The 25464-nt window shown below is 71.0% G+C and carries 28 protein-coding genes; 20 read left to right on the plus strand and 8 right to left on the minus strand.

Annotated elements, in window-relative coordinates; translation table 11 throughout:
• Window positions 1-98: 98 nt before the first annotated feature.
• Window positions 99-1304 (minus strand): FAD-dependent monooxygenase, encoded by a 1206-nt coding sequence (locus ACLQ3B_RS00175; protein WP_425776263.1) that lies wholly within the window; start codon window positions 1302-1304, stop codon window positions 99-101.
• Window positions 1305-1558: 254 nt separating this feature from the next.
• Window positions 1559-2281, minus strand: a complete 723-nt coding sequence (locus ACLQ3B_RS00180; protein ID WP_425776264.1) for a PadR family transcriptional regulator — start codon at window positions 2279-2281, stop codon at window positions 1559-1561.
• A gap of 314 nt (window positions 2282-2595) precedes the next feature.
• Between ACLQ3B_RS00180 and nadD the strand changes: the two genes are divergently transcribed.
• The 5 genes from nadD (at window position 2596) to ACLQ3B_RS00205 (ending at window position 6049) form a co-directional block, all read left to right on the plus strand.
• The gene (nadD, locus tag ACLQ3B_RS00185; protein WP_425776265.1) at window positions 2596-3192 is read left to right on the plus strand and encodes a nicotinate-nucleotide adenylyltransferase; all 597 of its coding nucleotides are present in this window, start codon (window positions 2596-2598) and stop codon (window positions 3190-3192) included.
• 110 nt (window positions 3193-3302) lie between these two features.
• Complete coding sequence (rsfS, locus tag ACLQ3B_RS00190; protein ID WP_425776267.1) at window positions 3303-3713, plus strand: ribosome silencing factor; 411 nt, start codon at window positions 3303-3305, stop codon at window positions 3711-3713.
• Entirely contained in the window at window positions 3710-4369 is a 660-nt protein-coding gene (locus tag ACLQ3B_RS00195; protein WP_425776269.1) for a histidine phosphatase family protein, read from the plus strand. Before rsfS ends, ACLQ3B_RS00195 begins: the two co-directional genes overlap by 4 nt.
• Window positions 4370-4417: 48 nt before the next feature.
• Window positions 4418-5272, plus strand: coding sequence for a DegV family protein (locus tag ACLQ3B_RS00200; RefSeq protein WP_425776271.1), 855 nt, complete (start codon window positions 4418-4420; stop codon window positions 5270-5272).
• A 3-nt stretch (window positions 5273-5275) separates the two neighbouring features.
• The gene (locus ACLQ3B_RS00205; RefSeq protein ID WP_425776272.1) at window positions 5276-6049 is read left to right on the plus strand and encodes an SDR family NAD(P)-dependent oxidoreductase; all 774 of its coding nucleotides are present in this window, start codon (window positions 5276-5278) and stop codon (window positions 6047-6049) included.
• Window positions 6050-6069: 20 nt separating this feature from the next.
• Here the strand turns inward: ACLQ3B_RS00205 and ACLQ3B_RS00210 are convergent, their stop codons facing one another.
• Complete coding sequence (locus ACLQ3B_RS00210) at window positions 6070-6291, minus strand: GntR family transcriptional regulator (protein WP_425776274.1); 222 nt, start codon at window positions 6289-6291, stop codon at window positions 6070-6072.
• Between the two features lie 250 nt (window positions 6292-6541).
• Between ACLQ3B_RS00210 and ACLQ3B_RS00215 the strand changes: the two genes are divergently transcribed.
• Both ACLQ3B_RS00215 and ACLQ3B_RS00220 read left to right on the plus strand, forming a co-directional pair.
• Window positions 6542-6745 (plus strand): hypothetical protein, encoded by a 204-nt coding sequence (locus ACLQ3B_RS00215; protein WP_141710518.1) that lies wholly within the window; start codon window positions 6542-6544, stop codon window positions 6743-6745.
• Between the two features lie 229 nt (window positions 6746-6974).
• Complete coding sequence (locus ACLQ3B_RS00220) at window positions 6975-7349, plus strand: VOC family protein (protein WP_425776276.1); 375 nt, start codon at window positions 6975-6977, stop codon at window positions 7347-7349.
• Between the two features lie 41 nt (window positions 7350-7390).
• Here the strand turns inward: ACLQ3B_RS00220 and ACLQ3B_RS00225 are convergent, their stop codons facing one another.
• Entirely contained in the window at window positions 7391-7825 is a 435-nt protein-coding gene (locus ACLQ3B_RS00225; protein ID WP_425776278.1) for an integrase, read from the minus strand.
• Window positions 7826-7896: 71 nt separating this feature from the next.
• Here ACLQ3B_RS00225 and ACLQ3B_RS00230 point away from each other — a divergent pair, with 71 nt between their 5' ends.
• The 4 genes from ACLQ3B_RS00230 (at window position 7897) to ACLQ3B_RS00245 (ending at window position 13208) form a co-directional block, all read left to right on the plus strand.
• The gene (locus ACLQ3B_RS00230) at window positions 7897-8733 is read left to right on the plus strand and encodes a helix-hairpin-helix domain-containing protein (protein WP_425776280.1); all 837 of its coding nucleotides are present in this window, start codon (window positions 7897-7899) and stop codon (window positions 8731-8733) included.
• Between the two features lie 125 nt (window positions 8734-8858).
• Window positions 8859-11273 carry a ComEC/Rec2 family competence protein gene (locus tag ACLQ3B_RS00235; RefSeq protein WP_425776282.1) on the plus strand — a complete coding sequence of 805 codons (2415 nt, stop codon included), beginning with the start codon at window positions 8859-8861 and terminating at the stop codon, window positions 11271-11273.
• Window positions 11274-11808: 535 nt separating this feature from the next.
• Window positions 11809-12789 carry a DNA polymerase III subunit delta gene (holA, locus tag ACLQ3B_RS00240; RefSeq protein ID WP_425776284.1) on the plus strand — a complete coding sequence of 327 codons (981 nt, stop codon included), beginning with the start codon at window positions 11809-11811 and terminating at the stop codon, window positions 12787-12789.
• The gene (locus tag ACLQ3B_RS00245; RefSeq protein ID WP_425776285.1) at window positions 12786-13208 is read left to right on the plus strand and encodes a hypothetical protein; all 423 of its coding nucleotides are present in this window, start codon (window positions 12786-12788) and stop codon (window positions 13206-13208) included. Before holA ends, ACLQ3B_RS00245 begins: the two co-directional genes overlap by 4 nt.
• 199 nt (window positions 13209-13407) lie before the next feature.
• Here the strand turns inward: ACLQ3B_RS00245 and rpsT are convergent, their stop codons facing one another.
• Together rpsT and ACLQ3B_RS00255 are read right to left on the minus strand one after the other, a co-directional pair.
• Complete coding sequence (gene rpsT / locus ACLQ3B_RS00250; RefSeq protein ID WP_030491765.1) at window positions 13408-13674, minus strand: 30S ribosomal protein S20; 267 nt, start codon at window positions 13672-13674, stop codon at window positions 13408-13410.
• Between the two features lie 295 nt (window positions 13675-13969).
• Window positions 13970-14956, minus strand: a complete 987-nt coding sequence (locus ACLQ3B_RS00255) for a phosphotransferase (RefSeq protein ID WP_425776287.1) — start codon at window positions 14954-14956, stop codon at window positions 13970-13972.
• Between the two features lie 61 nt (window positions 14957-15017).
• Between ACLQ3B_RS00255 and ACLQ3B_RS00260 the strand changes: the two genes are divergently transcribed.
• The 7 genes from ACLQ3B_RS00260 (at window position 15018) to ACLQ3B_RS00290 (ending at window position 22517) form a co-directional block, all read left to right on the plus strand.
• The gene (locus ACLQ3B_RS00260; protein WP_112588292.1) at window positions 15018-15554 is read left to right on the plus strand and encodes a DUF4240 domain-containing protein; all 537 of its coding nucleotides are present in this window, start codon (window positions 15018-15020) and stop codon (window positions 15552-15554) included.
• A 116-nt stretch (window positions 15555-15670) separates the two neighbouring features.
• Window positions 15671-17548, plus strand: coding sequence for a translation elongation factor 4 (lepA, locus tag ACLQ3B_RS00265; protein WP_179780542.1), 1878 nt, complete (start codon window positions 15671-15673; stop codon window positions 17546-17548).
• 386 nt (window positions 17549-17934) lie between these two features.
• The gene (locus ACLQ3B_RS00270) at window positions 17935-18219 is read left to right on the plus strand and encodes a GlsB/YeaQ/YmgE family stress response membrane protein (protein WP_124820451.1); all 285 of its coding nucleotides are present in this window, start codon (window positions 17935-17937) and stop codon (window positions 18217-18219) included.
• A gap of 665 nt (window positions 18220-18884) precedes the next feature.
• Window positions 18885-19169 (plus strand): GlsB/YeaQ/YmgE family stress response membrane protein, encoded by a 285-nt coding sequence (locus tag ACLQ3B_RS00275; protein ID WP_179780541.1) that lies wholly within the window; start codon window positions 18885-18887, stop codon window positions 19167-19169.
• Window positions 19170-19420: 251 nt separating this feature from the next.
• Entirely contained in the window at window positions 19421-20707 is a 1287-nt protein-coding gene (locus tag ACLQ3B_RS00280; RefSeq protein WP_425776290.1) for a sugar ABC transporter substrate-binding protein, read from the plus strand.
• Window positions 20704-21690 carry a carbohydrate ABC transporter permease gene (locus ACLQ3B_RS00285; RefSeq protein WP_425776292.1) on the plus strand — a complete coding sequence of 329 codons (987 nt, stop codon included), beginning with the start codon at window positions 20704-20706 and terminating at the stop codon, window positions 21688-21690. The genes ACLQ3B_RS00280 and ACLQ3B_RS00285 overlap by 4 nt, the downstream gene beginning before the upstream one ends.
• Complete coding sequence (locus ACLQ3B_RS00290; RefSeq protein WP_124820447.1) at window positions 21687-22517, plus strand: carbohydrate ABC transporter permease; 831 nt, start codon at window positions 21687-21689, stop codon at window positions 22515-22517. The genes ACLQ3B_RS00285 and ACLQ3B_RS00290 overlap by 4 nt, the downstream gene beginning before the upstream one ends.
• A gap of 24 nt (window positions 22518-22541) precedes the next feature.
• On the opposite strand, the gene ACLQ3B_RS00295 is transcribed toward ACLQ3B_RS00290, so the two are convergent.
• Together ACLQ3B_RS00295 and ACLQ3B_RS00300 are read right to left on the minus strand one after the other, a co-directional pair.
• Window positions 22542-22856, minus strand: coding sequence for a transcriptional regulator (locus ACLQ3B_RS00295; RefSeq protein ID WP_328652539.1), 315 nt, complete (start codon window positions 22854-22856; stop codon window positions 22542-22544).
• On the minus strand, window positions 22853-23332 hold the full coding sequence (locus ACLQ3B_RS00300; protein WP_425776294.1) for a hypothetical protein: 480 nt from the start codon (window positions 23330-23332) through the stop codon (window positions 22853-22855). The genes ACLQ3B_RS00295 and ACLQ3B_RS00300 overlap by 4 nt, the downstream gene beginning before the upstream one ends.
• A 135-nt stretch (window positions 23333-23467) precedes the next feature.
• On the opposite strand from ACLQ3B_RS00300, the gene ACLQ3B_RS00305 reads away from it, so the two are divergent.
• On the plus strand, window positions 23468-24109 hold the full coding sequence (locus tag ACLQ3B_RS00305; protein ID WP_425776296.1) for an MOSC domain-containing protein: 642 nt from the start codon (window positions 23468-23470) through the stop codon (window positions 24107-24109).
• Window positions 24110-24270: 161 nt separating this feature from the next.
• Window positions 24271-25464, plus strand: a complete 1194-nt coding sequence (locus tag ACLQ3B_RS00310) for a low temperature requirement protein A (RefSeq protein ID WP_425776298.1) — start codon at window positions 24271-24273, stop codon at window positions 25462-25464.

The raw sequence follows: 25464 nt of genomic DNA on the forward strand, positions 1-25464 counted from the left end.
CTGATCGCCGCGGGACGGGCCGCCGTGCGGTGGCCGGTGCGGGACGGGCCGGGTGGCCGGCGCGGGGTGGCTGGCCGGCCACCCCGCGCGGCCACAGCTCAGCGCAGGGCGGGCTCTGCCGTGACCGGCGCGTCCCAGTCGATCACGTAGCGCTGCTCGTCGGCGACGGTCTTCTCCGGGTCCAGCACCGTGCGCACCATCAGCGGCATCAGCAACGGCATCAGCGTCCGCGCGACCGCACCGGGAGCCTTCGCATGGTTGATCCGGGCCGCGCGGGCGGCGACCTTCTCCACCCGGGTACGACGCAGCCGCACGTACGCGGCGAACGCCGCCTGGACGTCCGGTAGGTCGCGCAGGCAGCGGGCGAGCTGCACCGCGCTCTCGATGGCCAACGACGCGCCCTGCCCCGAACTGTTCGACGGCGCGTGCGCCGCGTCGCCGACCAGCACCATCCGGCCCCGGTGCCAGTGCGGCACGGGCGGCATGATCTGCAACGACCCGACCACCTGGAGGTCGTCGGCGTTGCTGGTCGCGATCAACTCCCGGCCCGGGTCGTCGTCGCCGTAGGTGGCGCGCAGCGTGTCCAGCCACTGCTCCGGCGGCACCGCCCGAGCTTCGACGAGGCTCATCGGCCGCTGCTGCGGCAGGTTGGCGCCCCACCGGGTGCCACCGCCGGGCTCCGGCCAGTACAGGTAGTAGCCGCGTCGCCCGAACGCGAACGTCATCGTGCCCGGCTCGGCGTCCACCTCGTGTCGGGCGACCGCCTCGAAGCCGAGCAGTCCGGTGAACCGGGGGCCGGGCGCGGCCGGGTCGATGAGCTCCCGGACCGTGGAACGGATCCCGTCCGCGCCCACGAGGATGTCGGCGGTCGCGGTGGTGCCGTCCTCGAATCGTGCGAGCACACCGTCACCGGTCTGCTCGGCGTCGACCAGCCGCTTGCCGTACGCGAACGGCACGCCCTCGGCGGTCGCCTGGTCGTGCAGCATCTGGTACAGCTCGGCCCGATGCACCACGTGCAGCGGCGGTACCCCGGTCAGCGTGGGCATGTCGATGCGGCGGCGGCCGATGGCCAGAGCGCTGCGTGCGATCGGTGTGGCGATCGCCGTCACCGCCTCGCGGACGCCGACCGTACGCAGAGCCGCCACGCCGTTGGGCGCGAGGGCGAGGGTGCCGCCGATGCCGCTGGCCGTGGTCGGGTACGCCTCGTAGACGGTTGCGGTGATGCCGGCGCGGCGCAGCGCGAGCGCTGTCACCGGCCCGGCGATGCCACCGCCGACGACGATCGCGGTTCGTACCGTGGTCATGTTCTCTCCCTGGGTGTGGTCGTTGGCGCGCCGGCGCACGGACCTGGTGTGGTCGTTGGCGCGGGCGCGCGACCTGGTGTGGTCGTTGGCGCGGGCGCACGGACCTCGTGTGGTCGGTGCGCGGGCGCGCGGACCTGGGAGGGAGCCCGGTTATCCTCGTGGTTGCCGCTTCGGGCCGGGTGCCTTCCCAGGCGTCGGTTCGGGGTCAGGGCCCCGGTGAGGTGTTGGCGCACCTCGCCGGGGCCGTTCGTTCTTCAGCCGGTGGTGTCGGTGCTGTCGGCGCTTTCGGGGCTGGCCTCCGGGGTGTCGGTGGTTGAGGTGTCGGGGCTGGCCTTCGGGGTGCTGGCTCTCTCGGCCAACTCGGTCAGTTCGGCAGGCATCTCGCCGGTCTCGTGGAAGACCCGCCAGGTGTCCAACCCGGGGTAGCTCCCCGAGGTCAGCTCCGCGAGCAGCGCCCGCAGCCAGGCCGCCTCCGCGTTCCGCATGGCGAGGTCGTACTCCGATTCGACCAGGAACAGTCGCGGGATCTCCCGCAGGTGCGCGTCGAGAGCGTCGCGGTCCTCGCGGATCGCGCCCTCCAGCAGGTCGAGCCGTCGCCGCAGCAGGTCGGTGGCCTCGTCGGGATGCAGCGCGGCGAGCACGGACAACCCGGCCCGGAAACGGGGATGCTCCGCCATCGGGGTGGAGACCAGCTCGCGAGCCCAGTCGACAAGCTCCGCCCGCCCCGCGTCGGTGATCCGGTAGACGGTGCGTTCCGGGCGTCGGCCCTCGCGCACACTCTCCACCGCCTCGATCAGGTGGTGTTTGTCCAGGTTGCCGATCACCGTGTAGAAGGACCCCCACTTGAACTCCATGTCCTGGTCCTTGCCCCAGGCGCGCAGTGCGGTGGCGATCTCGTACGGGTGCATCGGCCGCTGGACCAGGGCGGACAGCACAGCCAGCGCCAGCAGGTTGCCGACCTTGCGCCGCTTCGGCACGACGGTTCCCTTCGCTCGTAGACGATTACTCGTACACGAATATACGCCGACGGCCGGAGTTGGCGCGACCCCGTGCGGCGTGCCCGCTTGCGTGATCGACCGCGACCCCCGTGCGGCGCGCTTCGCTTGCGTGATCGACTCGGGTTTCATGAACTCGCGGTGTCCGGGTCTCCGCGAAGGGCCGGTTTTCAGGAAGCCGAGTGGATCATCGCGGGGCATCGGGGTGATCGCTGCGCGGGTCGGCCCGGAGGGGGTGACGGACGGCGGTGCCGGGCCGGGACTGTCGCCCACGACGGTCGGCCTACGATCACTGGGTGGAGGAAGATATCCGGCGGATCGGGATCATGGGTGGCACCTTCGACCCGATCCACCACGGGCACCTCGTCGCGGCCAGTGAGGTGGCGGATCGGTTCGGCCTGGACGAGGTGGTCTTCGTCCCGACCGGGCAGCCGTGGCAGAAGGCCGACGAGCCGGTCAGCCCGGCCGAGGACCGGTACCTGATGACCGTGATCGCTACCGCCTCCAACCCTCGCTTCCAGGTCAGCCGGGTCGACATCGACCGCAGTGGGCCCACCTACACGGTCGACACGCTGCGTGACCTTCAGACCGAGTACGGCCCGAAGGTGCAGTTGTTCTTCATCACCGGCGCGGACGCCCTGCAACGCATCCTGTCCTGGAAGGACCTGGACGAGATCTTCGAGCTGGCCCACTTCGTCGGCGTGACCCGGCCCGGTTTCCCGCTGACCGACAAGCACCTTCCGGCGGACACCGTCAGCCTGATCCAGGTGCCCGCGATGTCCATCTCGTCGACCGACTGTCGCGCTCGGGTCGCCCGAGGTGAGCCGGTTTGGTACCTGGTCCCCGACGGTGTGGTGCAGTACATCGCCAAGCGGAGCCTCTATCAGCGCTGAGCGCACCCGTTATGCCCAGGTTCGTGGCGCTAACCGACCAGAACTGGACGATCGGTGTGCCGGCGGGTATGAGACGCTTGGAGGATCGCACGCTTGATCGAAGGAGAACGGTGACGATTTCCGAACGCGCTCACGAGCTGGCTATCGCGGCCGCCCAGGCCGCCGCCGACAAGAAGGCGCAGGACATCACGATCATTGACGTCGGCGACCAGCTCGCCATCACCGACGCGTTCGTGCTCGCCGCTGCCCCCAACGAGCGTCAGGTGCTGGCCATCGTCGACGCCATCGAGGAGAGCCTGCTGGAGCTGCCAGACAAGGCCAAGCCGGTGCGGCGCGAGGGCGAGCGTGGTGGCCGCTGGGTGCTGCTCGACTACGTCGACATCGTGGTGCACGTCCAGCACACCGAGGAGCGCGAGTTCTACGGGCTCGACCGCCTCTGGAAGGACTGCCCCACCATCCCGTTCGTCGACCGCGACCTGGTCGAGGCCGACGCCAGCGGGTCGTCCGCCGCCGCCGAATGACCCGACTGATCGTCTGGCGGCACGGCAACACCGACTGGAACGCCGCCAACCGCGTCCAGGGGCAGACCGACGTACCCCTCAACGAGCTGGGTCGCGACCAGGCCCGCGCCGCCGCGCCGCTGCTCGCGGCGCTGCGACCCGACGCCATCGTGTCCAGCGACCTGAGCCGCGCCGCGGAGACCGCCGCGGCGCTCGCCGCGCTGACCGGGCTTCCGGTACGCACCGACGCCCGGCTGCGCGAGCGGCACTTCGGCCAGTGGCAGGGTCTGCACCTCACCGAGGTCGCCGAGCGCTTCCCCGAGGAGTACGCGCGCTGGCGGGCCGGCGACCCGGACCCGGGCGCGGACGTGGAGCCTCTGCACGACCTCGGCGAGCGGGTCGGCCTCGCGCTGCGGGAGGCGGCCGAGGCGGCACCCGGCGGCACGGTGGTGATCGCCACCCACGGTGGCGGTTCCCGGCAGGGGATGGGTCATCTGCTCGGCTGGGACACCGGCGTGCTGCGCTCCGTCGGCTCGTTGGCCAACTGCCACTGGAGTGAGCTGCGGCACGACGACCGCGCGCCGGCCATCGGGCGTCCGCAGGACGTCAGTGGCTGGCAGTTGCGGGCGCACAACGTCGGCCTGATCACCGCCCCGGTCGCGGTCGACGCGATCTGAGCACTCGCGCCTCGGCGTTCGCGGCCTCGATCGGCTAGCGTGCCGGGCATGCCCGTCGCGGTTGTCATCGACTCCACCGCCTACCTTCCGCCCGAGCTGGTGCAGGCGCACCGGCTGACCGTCGTCCCGTTGACCGTCGTACTCAACGGCGCGGAAGGGCTGGAGGGGGTGGAGACCCAACCGGCCGACGCGACCCTGGCACTGAGCGCCCGCCGGGTCACGGCGACCACCTCCCGCCCGGCACCCGAGCAGTTCGCCCGCACGTACCGCCGACTGCTCGACGCCGGCGCTGACGGGATCGTCTCGGTGCACCTCTCCGCCGCGCTGTCCGGCACGGTGGAGGCCGCCCGGCTGGCCGCCGCCGACCTGGACGGACGGGTCGAGGTCGTGGACAGCCGGTCGGCGGGCATGGGGTTGGGCTTTCCGGCCATCGCCGCCGCCACCGCCGCCGAGACCGGCGCCGACCTTGCCGGTGTACGCGACGCCGCGCTCACCGCCATCGCCCGCACCACCGTCTGGTTCTACGTCGACACGCTGGAGTTCCTCCGCCGGGGCGGCCGGATCAACGCGGCCGAGGCGTTGGTCGGCACCGCGCTGTCCGTCAAGCCGATCATGCACATGCCGGACGGGGCGATCGTGTTGCGCGAGAAGGTCCGCACCGCCAGCCGGGGAGTAGCCCGTCTCGTGGACCTGGCCGTCGAGGCGGCCGACGGTGACGATGTGGATCTCGGAGTGCACCACCTGGCCGCGCCGCAACGGGCCGAGGCGTTGCGCACCGCGCTGACCGAGCGGTTCGGTGACCGGCTGCACGACACGTACGTCTCCGAGGCGGGTGCCGTCGTCGCCGCGCACGCCGGGCCGGGCCTGGCCTGCGTGGTCGTCCACCGCCGGCCGGAGGGCTGAGCCGTGTCCACGTCGTGCGTGGTGACCGGAGGCGGTCGCGGTGTCGGCCGGGCCGTGGTGGAACGGCTGGTGGCGACCGGCGCCACGATCGTCGTCCTGGAACGCGACGCTGACGCGGTCGACTGGTTGGCCGGCCATCCGGCTGCCGATCGGCTCGTCGCGGTGGTCGGCGACGCCGCCGACGAGCAGGTGGCGGAGCGCGCCGCTGAACTGGCGGACCGCGCCGCACCGCTGACCGGCTGGGTGAACAACGCGGCGGTGTTCCGCGATGCCACGCTGCACTCCGCGTCGGCCGACACGGTGCTGGACCTGATCAACGTGAACCTGCGCCCGGCCGTGGTGGGCGCCGCGGTCGCCGTCCGCCGCTTCCTGGCCCGCGCCGCCGGTGGCGCGATCGTCAACGTGTCGTCCCACCAGGCCCGTCGACCGGTGTCCGGTGCCCTGCCGTACGCGACGGCGAAGGCCGCCGTGGAGGGGCTGACCCGGGCGCTGGCCGTCGAGTACGGGCGGCACGGCATCCGCGCCAACGCGGTCGCGCTCGGCTCGATCGCCACCGAACGGCACGTCGAATTCCTGGCCACCCAGGAGCCCACCCAGGCCGAGTGGATCGACGCGGAGCTGACCCGGCTGCACCCGGTGGGCCGCATCGGGCGGGCCGAGGAGGTGGCCGAGGCGGTCGCGTACCTGCTGTCGCCCGCGGCGAGCTTCGTCAACGGGGTGACGCTGCCGGTGGACGGCGGACGGGCCGTGCTCGGCCTCGACCCAGAGGCCCGCTGACCGCCTAGACCGCTCGGCTTCTAGCTGTCGGCGACGAAGACGCCCTGGCCCTGCTGGCCGTAGATCAGGTTCCGGTCGTGCAGCTCCTTGACGGCTCGATAGGCCGTGGAGCGTGCCACGTTGTACAGCTCGCCGATCTCGGACACCGAGGGCAGTTGTTGGCCAGGCGAGTATTCGCCCGAGCGGATCTTTTGCTCGATGTCATCCGCTACGCGGAGGTAGTGCGGTGGTCTCGTCGGCATGAGCGGCTCTCCCGGACTTCAGCGGAGATCATGTTTCCAGCTCGGGCGTGATCGAGACAAGGCGGCAACGCAGCAAAGTGGAGATAGTGAGAACTTGACTACACTGAGACAGTAGATACAGCGAGACAGTGACCGGGTGCTCCTGGACTTCAGCACTCCTGAGGTATCCGGTCTGCCCGCCCTGAGGGAGTTCATCGCAAGGCTTCGGCCCCCAGGGCGGGCTACTTCGGATCGCGCGGAGGCGCCGAACATGCCAATCGATGAACCGGTGTCCACCGCGACCGAACTGTTCATGGCCAAGCGGGTGCTGGATGCTCACTGGACCCGGGCGCTCGACCGGCCGTGGCGGGCAGGCGGGTGCCTGGAGTGCCGAGGACGCAGCGAGTGCCGACAACTCGACTGGGCGTTGGCGGTCATGGCAGAAGTCGCCTCGGTCATGCTCCAAAAACGGTGAATGATCCTGCCCGCGTCGCTGTGTTAGCCTCGGTGCGCGCCCCAGATGGGCCTACCCCCCGGAGGTTTTGGCTACTTCAGCCACCACGCCGAGATCGACGCGATGTACGCGTCTCTCGTGCGGGATCCGGGGCGTCGGTGCCCTCGGGGCTTCGTCATCTGCGTGGCTGGCTGAACGCTGTGGGCCTCCGGTCCGGGTCTTCGGATCGACCGGAAAGAAGACGGTACGGATGACAGTCACGTTCAACCACACGATCATCGCCAGCAAGGACAAGAGCGCCTCGGCCGCGTTCTACCGGGAGCTGTTCGAGCTGCCGGAGGCGCCATCGTGGGGGCCGTTCGCCAACGTCCAGTTGGACGAGGGTGTGCTGCTCCAGTTCGCCGAGCCGCCTGTGGACATCCAGATGCAGCACTACGCGTTCCTCGTCGACGACGAGTTGTTCGTGCGCTGCCTCGCGTTCGTCCAGGGGCGTGGCATCACCTACTGGGCCGACCCGCAGCTGAAGCGGGAGGGGGAGACCAACACCGAGCACGGTGGCCGGGGCTTCTACTTCTTCGACCCGGCCGGCCACGCCATCGAGATCATCACCCGGCCGTACCTGTAGCAGGCCCGTCGGCCGGTCGGGCGCGGTTGGCCCACCGGCCGTCAGCCTCGCTGCTGAGCGGGGTCCGCGCTCTCGCTTGGGCGCACGGGATCGGTCAACTGGAACCCCGTCGCCGCGAAGTTGGCCCCATGCTCGCGATCGGACAGCACGAACGTGCCGCCCCGCTGCTCTGGCTGCCAGCCACTCTTCAGGCCGCAGGTGATCACCGCCCGCACGTCGGCGGGTGTGGGATAGCCGTTGTCGACAACGTACGGCCCAGGGGCCGACAACAGATCCGCTTCGAGTCTCTGGCCGTTCTTGCCGCCGGATCCCCAGGCACGAACGTAGACGGCCCGGCGGTGGAAACCGTTTATCCGCACGCTGTGCAGCGCCGCGCGCCACGTGAAGGTCTGCCCGTCGGTGTGTATCCGCCGTAGTCGAGCCCGCATCTGAGCCACCTCCGTAGCAGATCTGGGCATGATCAGGGCGTTGTCCACAGTGGCGGTGGTTGTCCACAGGACCACGCGGGTGACCCTTCGCCCCCCCGCCACCGCCATAGCGTCGCGCTGTGTCGCACGACGAGGAGACAGAGGTACGTCAGCGCCTGCGCCGGCTGACGGAGACGGCCATCGCGCCGCCGCCCCGGCCGGAGGCGCCGCTCGCGGGCGTACCCCCGTCGTCCCTGGCCGGCGCGCCGCCTGCGGACGTGCCGTCCTTCCGGCCCACCGCGCCTGTCGCGGAACTGGCGTCGGCCGGCCTCGCGGCCCGGCCCGAGTCGCGGTTGCCCGGCCCGGGGCCGTTCGACCCTGGGCGGCGCGGTGTGCGGGCGTTGGCGGTGGTCGCCGTGGTGGTGGTCGTGGGTGCGGCAGGTTGGGCCTGGCAGGCCCGGCCGCAGTCGGAGCCGGTCGCCCCGCTGGTCAGCGACGCCGCGTCGGCCGCACCGGCGGGTGACCCCAGCGCGTCCGGCTCCGGCGAGTTGGTGGTGGCGGTCGCCGGCAAGGTCCGAAAACCCGGTTTGGTACGCCTGCCGGCCGGGTCCCGTCTCGCCGACGCGGTGCAGGCGGCCGGCGGCGCGCTCCCGGGGGTCGACGTGGCGCTGCTCAATCCCGCCCGCAAGGTCACCGACGGCGAGCTGATCGTGGTCGGGGTGACGCCGCCGCCGGTGCCGGGCGGTGCGGCCGGGCCAGCGGCGGGCGGTGCGGCTCCCGCCGCCGGGCCGCTGAACCTCAACACCGCGACACTGGCGCAGCTCGACGCGCTGCCCGGGGTCGGCCCGGTGCTCGCCCAACGAATCCTCACCCATCGAGACCAGCACGGCGGGTTCAAGTCCGTTGGCGACCTACGCCAGGTCGACGGGATCGGCGATGCCCGCTACGAGCAGCTCAAGGACCTGGTGACGGTGTGAGCGGGTTCGCCGGAGCCGCTGACCCACCGGCGGTCGGCGTGGCTCAGCCCGAGTCGCCGTCCCGGCCGGCCCAGCCAGCGCCGTTGACTGACCGGCCTCGGTCCGGGCGGGCTCAGCCCGCCCCAATGACTGACCGGCCCCGGTCCGGGCCGGCTCAGGCCGCGCCACCGGCCGGCCAGGCCCGGGCTGAGCCGCCGGATCTGCGACTGGCTGGTCTCGCCGTGGCGGCCTGGCTCACCGCGCTCGCCGGCCTGCACCTCGGCAGCCGCACCCTCCTGCTGGTGGCCGGCGCGGCGGCCGGGCTGACGGCGATAGGCGCTGTGCACCTGCTTGGCCGCCTCGGCCGTCCCCGGGCCGTGCTGCGGCGCTACGGGTGGGTCGCCGTGGCGGTCGGCCTCGGCGTGGTCTGCGGTGGTGCGGCGACCGCCGCCCGGCTCGCCGTTCGCGACGCGCCGCCGATCCGTGCCCTGGCCGAGCAGCGTGCTCCGGTCACCGCCGACCTGGTTGTCCGGGACGATCCGCGCCCGATCCGGAGCGCCGGGCGACCGGGCATGGTGCTGGTGTCGAGCGAGCTGGTTCGGCTCACCGGCCCGGATGGTCGCCGGATCCACGCGTCGGTGCGGCTGCTCGTCCTGGCGACCGACCCGGCGTGGCGGGGCCTGTTGCCCGGCCAGCGCCTCACCGCCGACGGCCGGCTCGGCGTTCCACGCGGTGGTGACCTCACCGCGGCGGTGCTCAGCACCAACGGCCCACCGCAGCGGCACGGCGCGCCGTCCTGGGCGCAGCGCGCCGCCGGGACGCTACGTGCCGGCCTGCAACACGCCTGCGCGCCGCTGCCCGACGACCCCGGTGGGCTGCTGCCCGGTCTGGTGGTGGGCGACACCAGCCGACTGCCACCCGCCGTCGAGGCGGACTTCCAGGCCACCGGTATGACCCATCTCAACGCGGTCTCCGGCTCCAACGTGGCGATCGTGGTGGGTGCGGTGTTGTTGCTCGCCCGTTGGTCGCGTGCCGGTCCGTGGCTCGCCGCCGGGCTGTGCGGGGTGGCGCTGGTGGGTTTCGTCATCCTGGTCCGCCCGTCGCCGAGCGTCGTGCGGGCCGCCACGATGGGAGCGATCGGGCTGGCCGCGCTCGCCGCCGGTCGTCCTCGCGCCGCGTTGCCCGCGTTGGCCGCCGCCGTGACCGTGCTGGTGCTCGTCGACCCGGAGTTGGCCGGGGACCCCGGGTTCGCGCTCTCCGTACTGGCCACCGGTGGCCTGCTGCTGCTGGCGCCGCGCTGGCGGGACGGGTTGCGACGGCGAGGCGTTCCGCCGGGGCTGGCCGAGGCGTTGGCCGTGCCGGCGGCCGCCCAACTTGCCTGCGGCCCGGTCGTCGCCGGGATCTCCGGCACGGTGAGCCTGGTGGCGGTGCCGGCCAACCTGCTGGCGGTGCCGGCCATCGCCCCGGCGACCGTGCTGGGCGTGCTGGCGGCCATGATGTCGTCGATCTGGCCGGCCGGCGCCGAGTTCGTCGCCTGGCTGGCGAGCTGGCCGGCCTGGTGGTTGGTGGTCATCGCCCGACAGGGCGCGCGACTGCCGGGCGGCACCCTGCCGTGGCCGGGCGGGGTGCCCGGTGCCCTGCTGCTGACCGGGCTGACCGTTGGGTTGCTGATCGCGGTGCGCCGGCCACTCGTACGCCGGCTGGTGGCGGTGGTCGGGGTCGCCGCCGTGCTCGGTGCCCTGCCGGTCCGGCTGGTGGCCGCCGGTTGGCCGCCCGCCGGCTGGGTGGTGGTGGCCTGCGCGGTGGGCCAAGGCGACGCGCTGGTGCTCCCGGTCGACCCCGGCCGGGCCGTGGTGGTGGACGCCGGGCCAGAACCGGGTGCGGTGGACGGCTGCCTGCGTCGGCTCGGCATACGGGAGGTGCCCCTGCTGGTGATCAGCCACTTCCACGCGGACCACGTGGGCGGGGTGGCCGGGGTGTTCCGGGGGCGGCGGGTGGGTGCCGTGCTGACGCCGTCGTCGACCGACCCGGAGAGCGGACGGGACCTGGTCCGGGCGGCGGCCACCGGTGGGCGGGCCGCGCTGCTGACCACGGTGGCCGGCGCTCACCATCCCGTGGGTGGGGTGGACCTGCTGGTGCTCGGCCCGCCGTACCCGCTGGGCGGGACCAGGTCCGACCCCAACAACAACTCGCTGGTGTTGCGCGCCACGGTGGCCGGGGTGCGGATCCTGCTGGCCGGCGACGCGGAGACCGAGGAGCAGCACGCGATGGTGACGCGGGCGGCACCCGGCCAACTGCGGGCGGACGTGTTGAAAATCGCGCACCACGGGTCGGCGTACCAGGACCCGGACTTCCTCGACGCGGTGCGGCCGGCAGTGGCGCTCGTGCCGGTGGGCACGGGCAACACCTACGGGCACCCGAGTCCGGTGCTGCTCGCCCGACTGAGCAGAGGCGGCGTGCGGGTGCTGCGTACCGACACGGACGGCGATGTGGCGGCGATCCGAACGGGCGACGGTCTGGCGGTGGCCCGGCGAGGTGTGCCCGCAGGCCGACAGCCCTGACCGGCGGGCGGACGGCCCTGACCTGTGCGGAGGGACTTGACCCGCAAGCGGACGACCCCGGAGCCGCGCTGGCTGTTCTCGGTCACTGATCGACTCGGTTCCGCTGAACCCGGCGTATCACCGTGGTCCGACACTGCGGTCTCCTGATGGCTGATGTAGCAAGTAGGCACACGTTTGCGTAAGACGGACTGCTGTTCGTCAATGTCGACTGCCCCGTCGATCATGGACTTGTGGTGGGTGACAAACTCCCCTTAAGTCGCGAAACAGGCACCACAACTCCATGATCGACGGGGCAACCCCCACACTCGCTCGCGATCTTGCAGTTGCTGTCCCGGCATGGGGGGCGTTCCGGTGTATGGGCGACCGAAAGTGCAAGATCGGGGAGATCGCGGACGGCGCGGCGTGGATCGAGGGGAGGGGGTGACTTGCGGATTAAATGGGGAATTGCGCTGGATGTCTGGATTTGCGCTGTGTGCGGGCTGCGCCGATCAAGCAGCGAATGAGCAGGCACGATCCCGCCGCAGGCCGTGCGAATATGGGCGACGTGACCCCCGCCAGCCTCGCCCCCATTCTGCTCGTCCTCGGTGACGAGGAACTGCTCGCCACGCGCGCGGTCACCGAAGCTGTCGCGAAGGTTCGCGGCGTCGATCCCGAGGTGGACGTCCGCGAATACCAGGCCAGCGCGCTCACCGTCGGCGAGATCGCCGAGATGCTCAGCCCCTCGCTGTTCGGCGGGCGGCGGTTGCTGATCCTGCGTTCCGGCCAGGACGCCCGCAAGGATCTGGTCGCCGCGCTGTTGGCGTACGCGAAGAATCCCGACCCGGAGGTCCAACTGCTGGTGCTGCACCTGGGCGGCGCGAAGGGCAAGGCGTTCGCCGACGGTCTGCGGGCGGCCGGCGCCACGGTGGTCCCGGCCGCGAAGCTCAAGGGGCACCGCGACCGGGTGGCCTTCGTCCGCGACGAGATCCGCCGGGCCGGCGGAAAGTGCACCGACGACGCCGCCGAGGCGCTCATCGCTGCGGTCGGCAACGACCTGCGCGAGCTGGCCGCCGCCTGCTCCCAACTGGTCGCCGACACCGATGGGCGGATCAGCGCCGAGACGGTCGCCCGTTACTACCGGGGCCGGGTCGAGGTGACCGGCTTCACGGTGGCCGACGCCACAATGGTCGGCGACGTGCCGGCAGCGCTTGAGGCGCTTCGCTGGGCCCTGCACGTCGGGGTCGACCCGGTGCCCATCGCCGACGCCCTGGCCGACGGGGTCCGCACGGTGGCCCGGGTGGCGTCGGCCGGGCGGGGCAACGCGTACCAGCTCGCGAGCAGTCTCGGAATGCCCGCCTGGAAGATCGAACGGGCACAACGGCAGGGGCGGGGCTGGACGCCGGAGGGCCTGGTCCGGGCCATGCAGGTCGCCGCCGAGTGCAACGCGGCCGTCAAGGGCGGCTCCGACGACCGGGCGTACGCCCTGGAACGTGCGGTCTTCTCCGTCGCGGCGGCCCGGCAGGGCAGCACCAGGTGACGGGGACGAACCGCCCAGCGTGGGCAACCATCGGAGTGGACGAGGAGCGGTACCGGCCGCTCTACGCCCGGCTTCTCGGCCTGCGGTTCGTCAACCCCGGCGGGGTGCTGTGCTTCCTCTTCTTCGAGGGCGCCATCGCCCTGGCGGTGCTGCTCGCCCTCGCCGAGTTGGTCAGCTGGTGGGCGGTGCTGGTGCTGCCGGTCGTGGTGGCGGCCATGGTCAAGCTCAACGACATGGTGGCCGCGGTCGTGGTCCGCTCCGCCGCGCTCGTGCCCGAGCAGGAACGGGACCGGTTTCGCCGGCAGATGGAACCGGTGGTCGGCCGAGCCCGGGTCGAGTGGGTGTCGCACAGCGTTCCCGGCGTGGTGATCACCGCCGACCCGGTGCCGCCACCCCGGCGGGCCAACCCGTCGGACTGAGCGCCGACCGCGTCGGCGCAGGGCACACGAGAGTTCCACCCGGTCGCCGCGCCGGAGCCGGCCGGCCGGCTGGCCCGGAGAAACACGGCCGGCGTAACGCGCAGAACGGCCGGCCGAAGTAAAGACGGCCGGCCTCTGGGCACACGGAAGCCCCGGGCCTGGGCCCGGGGCTTTCCGAATCAGTCTGACGGTGAAGTCGTCAGGCGGAGAGCGACACCACGCGCTTTGCGATCGCGGACTTGCGGTTCGCGGCCTGGTTGGAGTGGATCACGCCCTTGCTGACGGCCTTGTCCAGCTTGCGCGAGGCGTCCAGCATGAGCGCGGTCGCCTTCTCGACGTCACCGGCCTCGGCAGCCTCGTGGAACTTCCGGACGGCGGTCTTCAGCGACGACTTGACCGACTTGTTGCGCAGCCGGGCCTTCTCGTTCTGCCGGTTGCGCTTGATCTGGGACTTGATGTTCGCCACGCGACAGCCTCGTCTTGATAGCTCGGGTTGGTCAGCTTATTGCGCGTGATGACGAACATGCGTCATCGCTGCGCGAAGAGCCAGGTTACCAGGTCGCCCGGGGCGAGCCAAAACGGCTCGGCCTTCGCGCGGACGGACCCGGCCCGTCGGGGACCAGGTTACGCCCTCGTCCAGGGCGGCGGCGCACCCGCCAGCCCAGGCGGCAGTCCAGTCCGCGTCCCGCCAGTCCAGCCCGGGCGGCTGGCAGTCCGCGGCCCCGCCAGCCCAGCCCGCCGCCCCGCCAGGCCAGCCCGCGTCACCGCCAGCCCTGGCGACGGGCCAGCCAGTCGAGTGACTGCTCGCCGCTCCATCGCTGGTGGGCAGGCAGGTGCGGCGAGGCCGTCGGCGGTGCCGCCGCGGCGCCGGTGAGGTAGTAGCCGGCCAGCGCGGCCAGGGTCGCGTCCAGGGCGTCCGGGGGCGCCCCGGCGGTGGCCGGGTGCGTGGCGAAGAGGCGGTCCGCGTCCAGCCCACTGGCGTACGCGGTGAGCAGCAGGCCGGCCAGGTCGAACCAGGCTGGCCCGGAGCAGACCCAGGTCCAGTCGCAGAACCAGGCTCGGCCGTCCGCGCCGATCAGCACGTTGTCGACACGCAGGTCGCCGTGGATCACGCCGGTCGCCCCGTCGGCGTACCGGGGGAGGAGGGACTCCAACTCCACCAGCTCGGGTAGCCGGCCCAGGAGCGGCGCGGGCAGTGCTGGGGTCGGCTCGCGACCGGCGGCGACCTCCTCCCACCAGAGGATGTCCGACCGGGCCAGGTCGGCCAGGTGCGGCAGGCCGAGCGCGGCCAGCTCGGCCGGCGGGTCGGCCAGGGCGGCGGCGACCTGCGCGTACCCGGCGAGGGTGGCGTCCAACTCGGCGGGCGCCCAGGGCAGACGCGGGGTGTGCCCGTCGACGGCGTCGGTGCACAGCACGAACCAGCCGGCCGCGGAGAGGGTCCACCGGGGGCGGGGCGCCGGCAGGTCCGCCGGCAGCCGGTCGAGGATCGCGGCCTCTCGGGCGTACCAGTCGACCAGATGTGGTTGCTCGGCGGCGGGTGCGGCCTTGACGAAGGCCCGACCACCGTCGGCGGTGTCGAGTACGGCGGCGAACCCCCGGGTGAAGCCTGCGGCCGCGACCCGGGCGGTGACCACCGGCGCGCCGAGCCGGTCCGCGACCGCGGCCCGCAGCGCCGCCGGTAACGCCGGCCACGACGGGCGCAGGGCGCTCGCGTGGTACGGCACCGACGGCAGCAGGGGAGGCGACATCCCACCATGCTGCCCCGGGGTACGTGCGTGACGCACGGCGACACTGCCAGACTGCCAAGCCATGAGGACCGAGGACTTCTGGCAGTTGATCGACGAGGCGCGGGCCGGCGGCGGCGGTGAGCCCGGCCCGGTCGCCGCGCGGGCCGTCGCGCTGCTCGCCGAGCGCGACCCGGAGGACATCATCGGGTACGCGCGGCACCAGACGCGGGTGCTGGCCGCCTCGCACAAGGCGGATCTGTGGGGTGCGGCGTACCTGATCAACGGTGGTGCCTCGGCCGACGGCTTCGAACACTTCCGGGGCTGGCTGATGACCCAGGGTCGTGCCGTCTTCGCCCGCGCGGTCGCCGAACCGGACTCGCTGGCCGAACTGCCCCAGGTGCGCGCGGCCTCGCTCAGCGGCGAGGAGTTCTCCGCCGAGCAGATGCTCTCGGTGCCCTGGGACGCGTACCGCAAGGCCACCGCGACCGAACTCCCGGCGGACCGCGACCCGGTGCGGACGCCGGACCTCAACGACTTCTGGGACTTCGACGACGAGGACGAGGCGCGTCGGCGGCTGCCCCGGCTGGCCGCGCTCTTCGTCGAACCACCGATGGAGTGAGGGGTCCTCACGCCGATCCATCGCCCGCGCAGCGGGCGCACCCCGGCGGCGTGGGAACATAGAGGGGGTCGGCGGCGCGCCGGCCTGTTCACGTCAGCCGACCAGAACGGACCGCTGTGCCACCGAAGCTCGATCCCGGCGCGAACGCCCCTGGTGCCACCGACCCCGGTCGCATCCGGAACTTCGGCATCATCGCCCACATCGACCACGGGAAGTCGACCCTGGCCGACCGGATGTTGCAGCTCACCGGCGTGGTCGACCCCCGGCAGATGCGCGCGCAGTACCTGGACCGGATGGACATCGAGCGCGAGCGCGGCATCACCATCAAGAGCCAGGCCGTTCGCATGCCGTGGACCATCCGCGAGGGTGAGCGGGCCGGTGAGCACGCGGTGCTCAACATGATCGACACCCCGGGGCACGTGGACTTCACCTACGAGGTGTCCCGGTCGCTGGCCGCCTGCGAGGGCGCCGTGCTGCTGGTCGACGCCGCGCAGGGCATCGAGGCGCAGACCCTGGCCAACCTCTACCTGGCCCTGGAAAACGACCTGCGCATCATCCCGGTGCTCAACAAGATCGACCTGCCGGCCGCCCAGCCGGAGAAGTACGCCGAGGAGCTGGCCCACCTCATCGGCGGCGACCCCGCCGACTGCATCCGCGTCTCCGGCAAGACCGGCGAGGGCGTGCCGTACCTGCTCGACGAGATCGTCCGGCAGTTCATCCCGCCGGTCGGCGACGCGGCGGCGCCCGCCCGGGCGATGATCTTCGATTCGGTGTACGACGTCTACCGTGGTGTCGTCACGTACGTCCGGGTCATCGACGGCCGGATCAGCGCCCGTGACCGGATCAAGATGATGTCCACCGGGGCGGTGCACGAGCTGCTGGAGATCGGCGTCATCTCGCCCGAGATGGTCAAGGCCGAGGCCCTCGGCGTCGGCGAGGTCGGTTACCTGATCACCGGTGTGAAGGACGTCCGGCAGTCCCGGGTCGGTGACACGGTCACCATCAACAGCCGGCCGGCCGCCGAGGCGTTGGGCGGCTACAAGGACCCGAAGCCGATGGTCTACTCCGGCCTCTACCCGATCGACGGGTCCGACTACCCGAACCTGCGCGAGGCGTTGGACAAGCTCAAGCTCAACGACGCCGCCCTGGACTACGAGCCGGAGACCTCCGGCGCGCTCGGCTTCGGCTTCCGCTGCGGCTTCCTCGGCCTGCTCCACCTGGAGATCATCCGGGAGCGGCTGGAGCGTGAGTACAACCTCGACCTGATCTCCACCGCGCCCAACGTCGTCTACCGGGCGATCACGGACGACGGCGAGGAGATCGTCGTGACCAACCCGAGCGAGTACCCGACCGGCAAGATCGCCGAGGTGTACGAGCCGGTGGTCCGGGCCACCGTGTTGACGCCCAACGACTACGTGGGCGCGGTGATGGAGCTCTGCCAGGGCCGGCGCGGCACCCTGCTCGGCATGGACTACCTCTCTGCCGACCGGGTGGAGTTGCGCTACACACTGCCTCTCGCCGAGATCATCTACGACTTCTTCGACCAGCTGAAGAGCCGCACCAAGGGCTACGCCTCGCTCGACTACGAGCCCTCCGGCGAGCAGGCGTCCGACCTGGTGAAGGTGGACATCCTCCTGCACGGCGAGCCGGTCGACGCGTTCAGCGCCATCGTGCACAAGGACAAGGCGTACAACTACGGCGTCACCATCGCCGCCAAGCTGCGCACCCTGATCCCGCGCCAGCAGTTCGAGGTGCCGATCCAGGCGGCCATCGGCAGCCGGGTCATCGCCCGGGAAACCATCCGGGCGATCCGCAAGGACGTTCTCGCCAAGTGCTACGGCGGCGACATCAGCCGTAAGCGCAAGCTGCTGGAGAAGCAGAAGGAAGGCAAGAAGCGGATGAAGATGGTCGGCCGGGTCGAGGTGCCGCAGGAGGCCTTCATCGCCGCCCTCTCCTCCGACTCCGGCGACGGCAAGGCCGCCGGCAAGAAGTAGGTCCGCGACGCCGTACGCGCCCGGGTGCCACACGCACCCGGGCGCGTCGCGTTTCCGGGTGCTCGCCTGTCTCTCGTGCTCGTTCACCCTGCCCCCGTCGGATCGGTCGAGCCCGCCGTGATTGCCGGCCGGGCGCTGGGGCGCGGCGAGTGTGACCGCCGGGTGCGGAAGTTTTTTCTGCGGCCGTCGTGGGGGCGGTCGGCCGACGGCAGGGGCTCCTACCTGTGTGGACGCACCCACGCACGAACCGACGCACCCCGAAAACATCGACTACTGACGTTGTCTTCTGCCGTGAGTCGGTTTGGGCTATCGGTGGGTCGGGCAATTAACGGTCACGACAGGAAGCACACATCGTGTGTCAGACATTCTTTTGAAGGAGGGCGACCGTGGAGTTCACCGTGTGGGGCATCATCACTGCGATCGTTGTTGGTCTCATCGTCGGCGCGCTCGGCCGCCTGGTCGTCCCGGGCCGGCAGAACATGCCGATCTGGCTGCACATGCTGATCGGTATTGGCGCGGCCCTGCTGGGCACCGTCCTGGCGCGCGCCATCGGCATCGCCACCGAGACGAACGGCGTCGACTGGGGCGAGCTGCTGGTGCAGGTCGTGGTGGCCGCGATCGCGGTCGCGCTGGTGGCCGGTGTGGGTGGCCGCCGCCGAGTCACCCGATAACACCAGCATCAACTCGTACCACCGCAACACCTCCGATGGGCGCCCGACCGACAGGTCGGGCGCCCATCGGCGTTCCGCCCGCCACGACGGCCATCGCCGCGGTCCCGCTCGGCGTCTTCCCGGCGTCTCGGCGTCTTCCCGGCGTCTTCCCGGCGTCCGCCCGGCGTCTCGGCGTCTCGGCGTCTTCCCGGCGTCTCGGCGTCCGCCGAGCGTCTTGTCGGCGTCCGCCGAGCGCCTCGGCGCCCTGGCTGGCGTCTCCGGCGGGCTGGATCGCTTTGATCGACTCGGTTTTGGTGAAGTCGGGGGGTCCCGTTGGGTCGGATGCCGCGGTTTCAATGAACCCGTGTTGATCATGCCGCGCGGCTCGCGCGGCTCGCGCGGCTCGCGGCTCGCGCGGCTCGCGGCTCGCGGCTCGCGCGGCTCGCGGCTCGCGGCTCGCGCGGCTCGCGGCTCGCGCGGCTCGCGGCTCGCGCGGCTCGCGGCTCGCGGTCTCGCCGGCCCGGTGGTTGGTGCGCTGGTGGCCTGCGGTGGAACGTGTTCTTGTCGGCCAAGTCGTGATCGTTTGGTGAGCGAAGTCGGTTTGAATTTTGGGTGGGTCGGGCAATTAACGGTCACGACAGGAAGCACACGCACCGTGTGTCAGACATTCTTGAAGGAGGGTGGCCGTGGAGCTCACCGTGTGGGGCATCATCACTGCGATCGTTGTTGGTCTCATCGTCGGCGCGCTCGGCCGCTTGGTCGTCCCGGGCCGGCAGAACATGCCGATCTGGCTGCACCTGCTGATCGGTGTCGGCGCCGCGCTGCTGGGCACCGTCCTGGCGCGGGCCATCGGCATCGCCACCGAGACGAACGGTGTCGACTGGGGCGAGCTGCTGGTGCAGGTCGTGGTTGCCGCGATCGCGGTCGCGCTGGTGGCCGGTGTGGGTGGCCGCCGCCGCGTCACCCGATAACGACCCGGCATCATCTGGCGACACCGCACCACTGCTAGGACAGCACGACTGGAAAGAGCGCCCGGCCAAGAGCCGGGCGCTCTTTCGTGCTGAAGTGCCCGGCTTTGGCCCGATGTCGGCGCGTCGATCGTCGGGGCCCTGCGGTACGGTCGCCACGCTTCGGCCAGTCCCGCCCACTGTCGTAAAAGAATTCTCCGTACTAGGGTGCGGCGGAGAAGGTTAGTACCAGGCGGCGCGAGGGGAGAAGTGGCGTGAACAGGTGGAAGCGGCTGGCCCCGGTCACCGCCATGGTGGCCTCGGCCGCGATGGTGCTGACCGGTTGTGGAGGCTCCGGCGACGACGCGGCCGACGACAGCAAGCTCACGGTGTGGATGATGGGCGAGGGCGGGGACGCGCAGAACTCCTTCCTCGACGGAGTCGAGGCCGAGTTCCGCCAGAAGCACCCCGACACCGACGTGGTCGTGCAGTACATCCCCTGGCTGGAGGCGCCCAAGAAGTTCCAGGCCGCGCTCGCCGGCGGTGAGGGTCCGGACATCACCGAGCTGGGCAACACCGAGACCCAGGGTTGGGCCGCCCAGGAGGCGCTCGCCGACGTGAGTGGACGGATGGGCGGCTGGGCCGACGGTAAGGATCTGCTGCCCGACCTGGTGCGTAACGCGCAGCTCGACGGCAAGCAGTACGGCGTGCCCTGGTACGCGGGTGTGCGCGCGATCTACTACCGCACCGACTGGTTCGCCGAGGCCGGCGTGCAGCCCCCGAAGACCTGGGACGACCTGGTCACGGTGGCCAAGGCCGTGCAGGCGAAGAAGAAGGGCACCTACGGCATCGCACTGCCCGGCAACTCCGAGCTGCCCTTCTACTCCTTCCTCTGGGGCGCGGGCGGCGAGATCGCCAGCAACCAGGGCGGCACCTGGAAGTCCGGCTACACCACGCCAGAGGCGCAGCGGGCCGTCAAGTTCTGGACCGACCTGGTGACCGTGCACAAGGTCGCACCGCCGGCGGCGGCGGGTTGGAACGAGATCGACGCGCGTACCCAGTTCGCCACCGGCAAGGCGGCGATGGCCTTCGCCGGTAGCTGGCAGCAGGGCGCCATCAAGAAGGACAACCCCGAGATCGAGAAGGTCTGGGGTACGTTCCCGATCCCCGGCCCGGACGGCAAGGCGGCGCCCGGTTTCGCGGGCGGCTCGGACGTGGCGATCTGGAAGGACAGCGAGCGGCAGGACCTGGCCTGGGACTACCTGACCGTGCTGCTGAACAAGAAGAACGCGCAGAGCTTCGCGAGCAGCCTCGGCTTCTTCCCCGTCTACCAGGATCTGGTCTCCGGTGACGCGTACGCGAAGGACAAGGTGATGGCGGCGTTCGCCACCACCATGCAGAACACCAAGCTCACGCCGCTCACCCCGAAGTGGGTGGAGGTCAGCCGGACGAAGACGGTGACCCAGGCGATGAACAGCTCGGTCATGAAGGGTCAGAAGACGGTCGAGAAGGCTACCGCCGACGCGGCCGGTGAGATGGAAAGCATCCTCAACGCCAAGTGACCACGCTGACCGAGGTGCCGGAGGCGGCCGCCGCGCGGGAGACCCCCGCGCGGCGGCGTCGCCGGGTGGACCGCCTGCCCTACCTGCTGCTCCTGCCCGCCCTGCTGATCATCGGGGTGCTGCTGCTCTGGCCGCTCGGCCAGGTAGTGGTGATGTCCTTCTACCGGCTGAACAGCGTCCGGCAACTGCGCGGCGATCGCGAGTGGCCGTGGGTGGGGCTCGGCAACTACACCGACATCCTCTCCGACCCGTTCTTCCTGACCGTGTTGCGCAACACGGTGCTGTTCGCCGCGGCGAACGTGCTGCTCACGATGGTGCTCGGCACCCTGGTGGGGCTACTGCTCAACCGGCTCGGTCGCAAGATGGCGACGTTCGTGGCCAGCTGCGTGATGCTCGCCTGGGCCACGCCCGCGCTGACCGGCACGATCGTCTGGAAGTGGATCTTCGACGACACGAGCGGCCTGGTCACGTGGCTGTTCAACGCGTTGCCGGACGGGCTCTCGAACGGCCTGTTCGGGCGCAGCGACTGGACCGGCTACGGCTGGTTCAACTCGCCTCTGCTCTTCTTCGCCATCCTCACCCTGGTGGTGGTCTGGCACTCGTTCCCGTTCATCGCGGTGAGTGTGCTGGCCGGCCTCAAGAGCGTGCCGAGTGAGCTGCACGAGGCGGCCCGGGTAGATGGCGCCAGTCCGTGGCGGGTCTTCTGGAAGATCACCTTCCCGTTGCTGCGCCCGGTCTTCGGGATCCTGATCGTGCTCTCCACGATCTGGGACTTCAAGGTCTTCACCCAGCAGTTCGTACTTGCCGGCGGCACCCAGGACCGGCCGACGTTCATGCTCGCCATCTACTCGTACGCCGAAGCCTTCTCTCCGCCGCCGAAGTACGGGCTCGGCGCGGCCATCGCGGTGATCCTCACGCTGATCCTGCTCGTGGTCACCGGCTTCTACGTACGGATGGTGCTTAGGCAGGAGGACGAGTCGTGAAGAAGGTCGCCCTCAACGGCGCCGGGCTGTTGGTCGCGCTCTTCGCGGCGTTTCCGGTCTACTGGATGATCTCCACCTCGCTGAAGCCGAGCAACGAGATCTTCTCGGCCACCCCGCAGCCGGTGCCCACCCATCCGACGTTGGCGCACTACCGGGAGATCCTGACCGGCAACCTCATCCCCGGCGTCAGCTTCCTCGACTTCTTCCTCAACAGCGCGCTGGTCGCCGTCTCCACTGTGGTGCTCAGCGGTCTGGTGGCGTTGCTCGCCGCGACAGCGGTGGCCCGATTCCGGTTCCGGCTGCGGACCAGCTTCCTGATCATGCTGCTGGTCGTGCAGATGATCCCGCTGGAGGCGTTGGTCATCCCGCTGTTCCTGATGATCCAGCGGCTGGGGCTCTACAACACCCTGCCCAGCCTGATCCTCACGTACCTCGGGTTCTCGCTGCCGTTCGCGGTCTGGATGCTGCGCGGCTTCGTCGCCGCGGTGCCGAAGGAACTGGAGGAGGCTGCGGCGATCGACGGAGCCAGCCGGGCCCAGACCTTCCGCCGGGTGCTCTTCCCGCTGGTCGCGCCCGGCCTGGTGGCCACCAGCATCTTCTCCTTCATCACGGCGTGGAACGAGCTGATCTTCGCGTTGACGTTCATCAACGATCAGGGCAGCTACACCCTGCCGGTGGCGATGACCTTCTTCTTCGGTCGGGACGACACCAACTGGGGGCCGGTGATGGCCGCGTCCACTCTGTTCACCCTGCCGGTCATCATCTTCTTCCTGCTGGTGCAGCGTCGAATGGTCTCCGGTCTGGTGGCCGGCGCAGTCAAGGGCTGACCCGCCGATCACCGGGGCCGGTGGTCAACCGCCGGGCAGGACGGTGAACCCCGACCGGGCGACGATCTCCTGCAACGCCGCCACGTGCCCGTCGAACGCCGCCCGACCGGCGCTGCTCAGGGTCACCGAGGTACGCGGGCGCTTGCCCACGAAGCTCTTGCGAATCTCCACGTACCCGACCTGCTCCAATGTGGTGAGCTGCTTGGACAGCGCCGAGTCGGAGAGCCCGAGCTGCTCGCGCAGGTAGCGGAACTCCGCCCACTCGGTGGCCGCGAGCAGGCTCACCAGGGACAGTCGGGTCGGCGCGTGGATCAGCTCGTCGAATCGGGAAGTGCTCACCTGCCGCCGCCCAGCGGTCGAGTGATCATCACCCGGCGAAGGTAGCGCATCAGCGGCAGCCCGGTGGCGGTCATCGCGCCGGCGGTGGTGATCGCGCCGATCGTCGCGGGCCAGGCCAGGCCGGCGGCCTCGGCGGCGAAGCCGGTGCCGAGGCTGAGTGCGACCAGGACTAGCACGTAACCGGCGATGGTGATCGCGCCGTGTACGCCGATGAGGCTGGTGCGGACCTGGGCCCGGTGCCGCACCACGACTCGACCCACGACGGCGGCCAGACCGATCGCGTACGCCACCGAACCGACCGCGACCAGCCACGGCCGGTGGGTCTCCACGGCGGCGGTGAAGGCGACGATGAGCCCTCCCAGCGCAGGCCAATACCAGTGGGGAATGAGCGTGGCGGTGACGACCTGGTCGCGGCGGGCGTGGATTTCGGCGAGCGCGTCGGCGGCTGACGCGGGAGTGATGCCAGGCTCGGTCATGGCTGCTCCTTGAGGGTTAGGCGAGTGCTTTCCTGCTAGGCAAGTAGAGCATGTAGTTTCCTAGTTGGAAAGTACTTTCCTCTTCGGGTGCGCGGTGGCCCCTCCGGACAGCGAAGCGCCGTTAAGCTGACGGTCATGACGGGCAGGGTGGCAGCGGTGAACCTCGGCATCGTGACCGAGGCTGGGTGGGCGGGCGACGCGAGCGGCCGCAGCGGCATCGACAAGCGGTCGGTCGACGGCCCGGTGTCGCTGCTCACCGGCGGTCTGGCTGGCGATTTCATCGGCGAGCGGGCCCATCACGGTGGTCCTGACCAGGCGGTCTACGCCTACGCCGAGGAGGACGCCGCCTGGTGGGCGGCCGAAATGGGCCGCGCCATCCCGCCCGGCAGCTTCGGCGAGAACCTGACCACCTACGCGGTCGACGTGACGGGCGCGGTGATCGGCGAGCAGTGGCAGGTCGGGTCCGCCCTGCTCCAGGTCACCAAGCCGCGCACCCCCTGCACAACCTTCGCCGGGTTCTGGGGCGTACCGGATCTGATCAAGCGGTTCACCGTCCGGGCGTCGCCCGGGGCCTACCTGCGGGTGCTGCGCGAGGGGGAGATCGGCGCGGGCGACCCGGTCGAGGTGGTGGACCGGCCCGCGCACGGTGTGACCATCGGCGAGGTGTTCCGGGCGACCAGCCTGGAGCCGGAGTTGTTGCCTCGGCTGCTCGACGCGGAGGGCCTGCCGGAGCAGATCCGGGAGAAGGTCCGCCGACGCCTCGCCTCCCGGGGCTGACCGGCCGCGACGGCGTCCGCCGCGATCCCGCCACGGCGTCCGGGGAGCACCGACCGGCACACTGGGGGATTCGGCCCGGAAGAACCCCGATGACGAGCCCGACGGCCGACTTGCCCGTATTGTCCCACGGAGGGCGTGCGGCGGGGACCGGGTGGAGCGCGATGTCGATGGCAACGGACGGTGGTGCCGCGCCGACTGCACCCACCGATCCGGACTTCAAGCGTCCGGCGTTCCTGGAACTCTTCTTCGACCTCGTCTACGTCTTCGCGCTGGTTACCTTGGCGACGGTGCTGGCCGACGAGCTGAGCTGGACCGGCGCCGCCGGGACCCTGGTGCTGCTGCTCGCGTTCACGATGATCTGGGCCTTGACCGTGTGGGCGGCGGACAGCGTCGACCTGACCCGCCCGGCCGGGCAGGTGCAGTTCATCTGGGTGGCGGCGGCCAGCCTGCTGTTGGCCGCGCTAGCGGCCGATGCGTACGGCGATCGCCGGCTGTTCTTCGCCGCCACGTACGTGGTCATCCACCTCGTTACCGCGTTCTACTCCGTCCTGGTCGTCTCGCTCAGGAGGCCGCCGCGTCGCAGCCTCCGGATCCTGACCTGGGAGGCCGTCGCCGGCATCGGCTGGATCGGTGGCGCGCTCGTCGGCGGTTCGGGGCAGTTGGCGATCTGGGCGCTCGCTGTCGCCGTCGAGTATGTCGCAGCGGCGTTGGGCTGGCCGGTGCCCGGGATCGGCCGCTCACGGCCACGCGACTGGCGGCTGGCCGGCGGGCGGGTGGCCGAGCGTTACCGGCAGTTCGTCATCGTCGCGCTCGGTGTCTCGCTCTTCGTGACCGGAACGACCTTCAGCATGAGCGAGTACACGATGGAACGGGCCTGGGCGCTGGCGGTGGTGTTCGGCACGGTGGTGCTGATGTGGCGGATCTACATCTACCGGGCCGGTGAGCTGCTGACCGAGGCGATCGCCAGGTCGTCCAACCCGGCGCTGCTCACCCAGTCCGCGGCGGTCACCCATCTGATCATGGTGGCCGGAATCGTCGGCGCGGCGGTCACCAGTCACCTGGTGGTGGGTCGCCCGTCGGGCGAGACCCCGCCGTCGTGGGCCGCGGTCATCCTCGGTGGCCCCGCGTTGTACCTGGTCGGACGGGGCGTACTCGACTTCACGGTGTTCGGGCGGATCTCGCGGTCCCGGTCGGCCGGGCTGGTGCTGTTGGCGTGCGTGGCGCCGGCCACGCCCCTGCTGCCGCCGGTGCTGGTCGCGCTGCTCGCCATGACCGTGCTGGCGCTGATCGCCGCGGCGAACCTGGTGAGCACCCGGCAGCACGCGCGTACACCGGCACCGCCGATGCTGCGCTGA

Origin of the sequence: Micromonospora sp. DT53 (assembly GCF_049841535.1) — a bacterium.
GTDB lineage: Bacteria > Actinomycetota > Actinomycetes > Mycobacteriales > Micromonosporaceae > Micromonospora.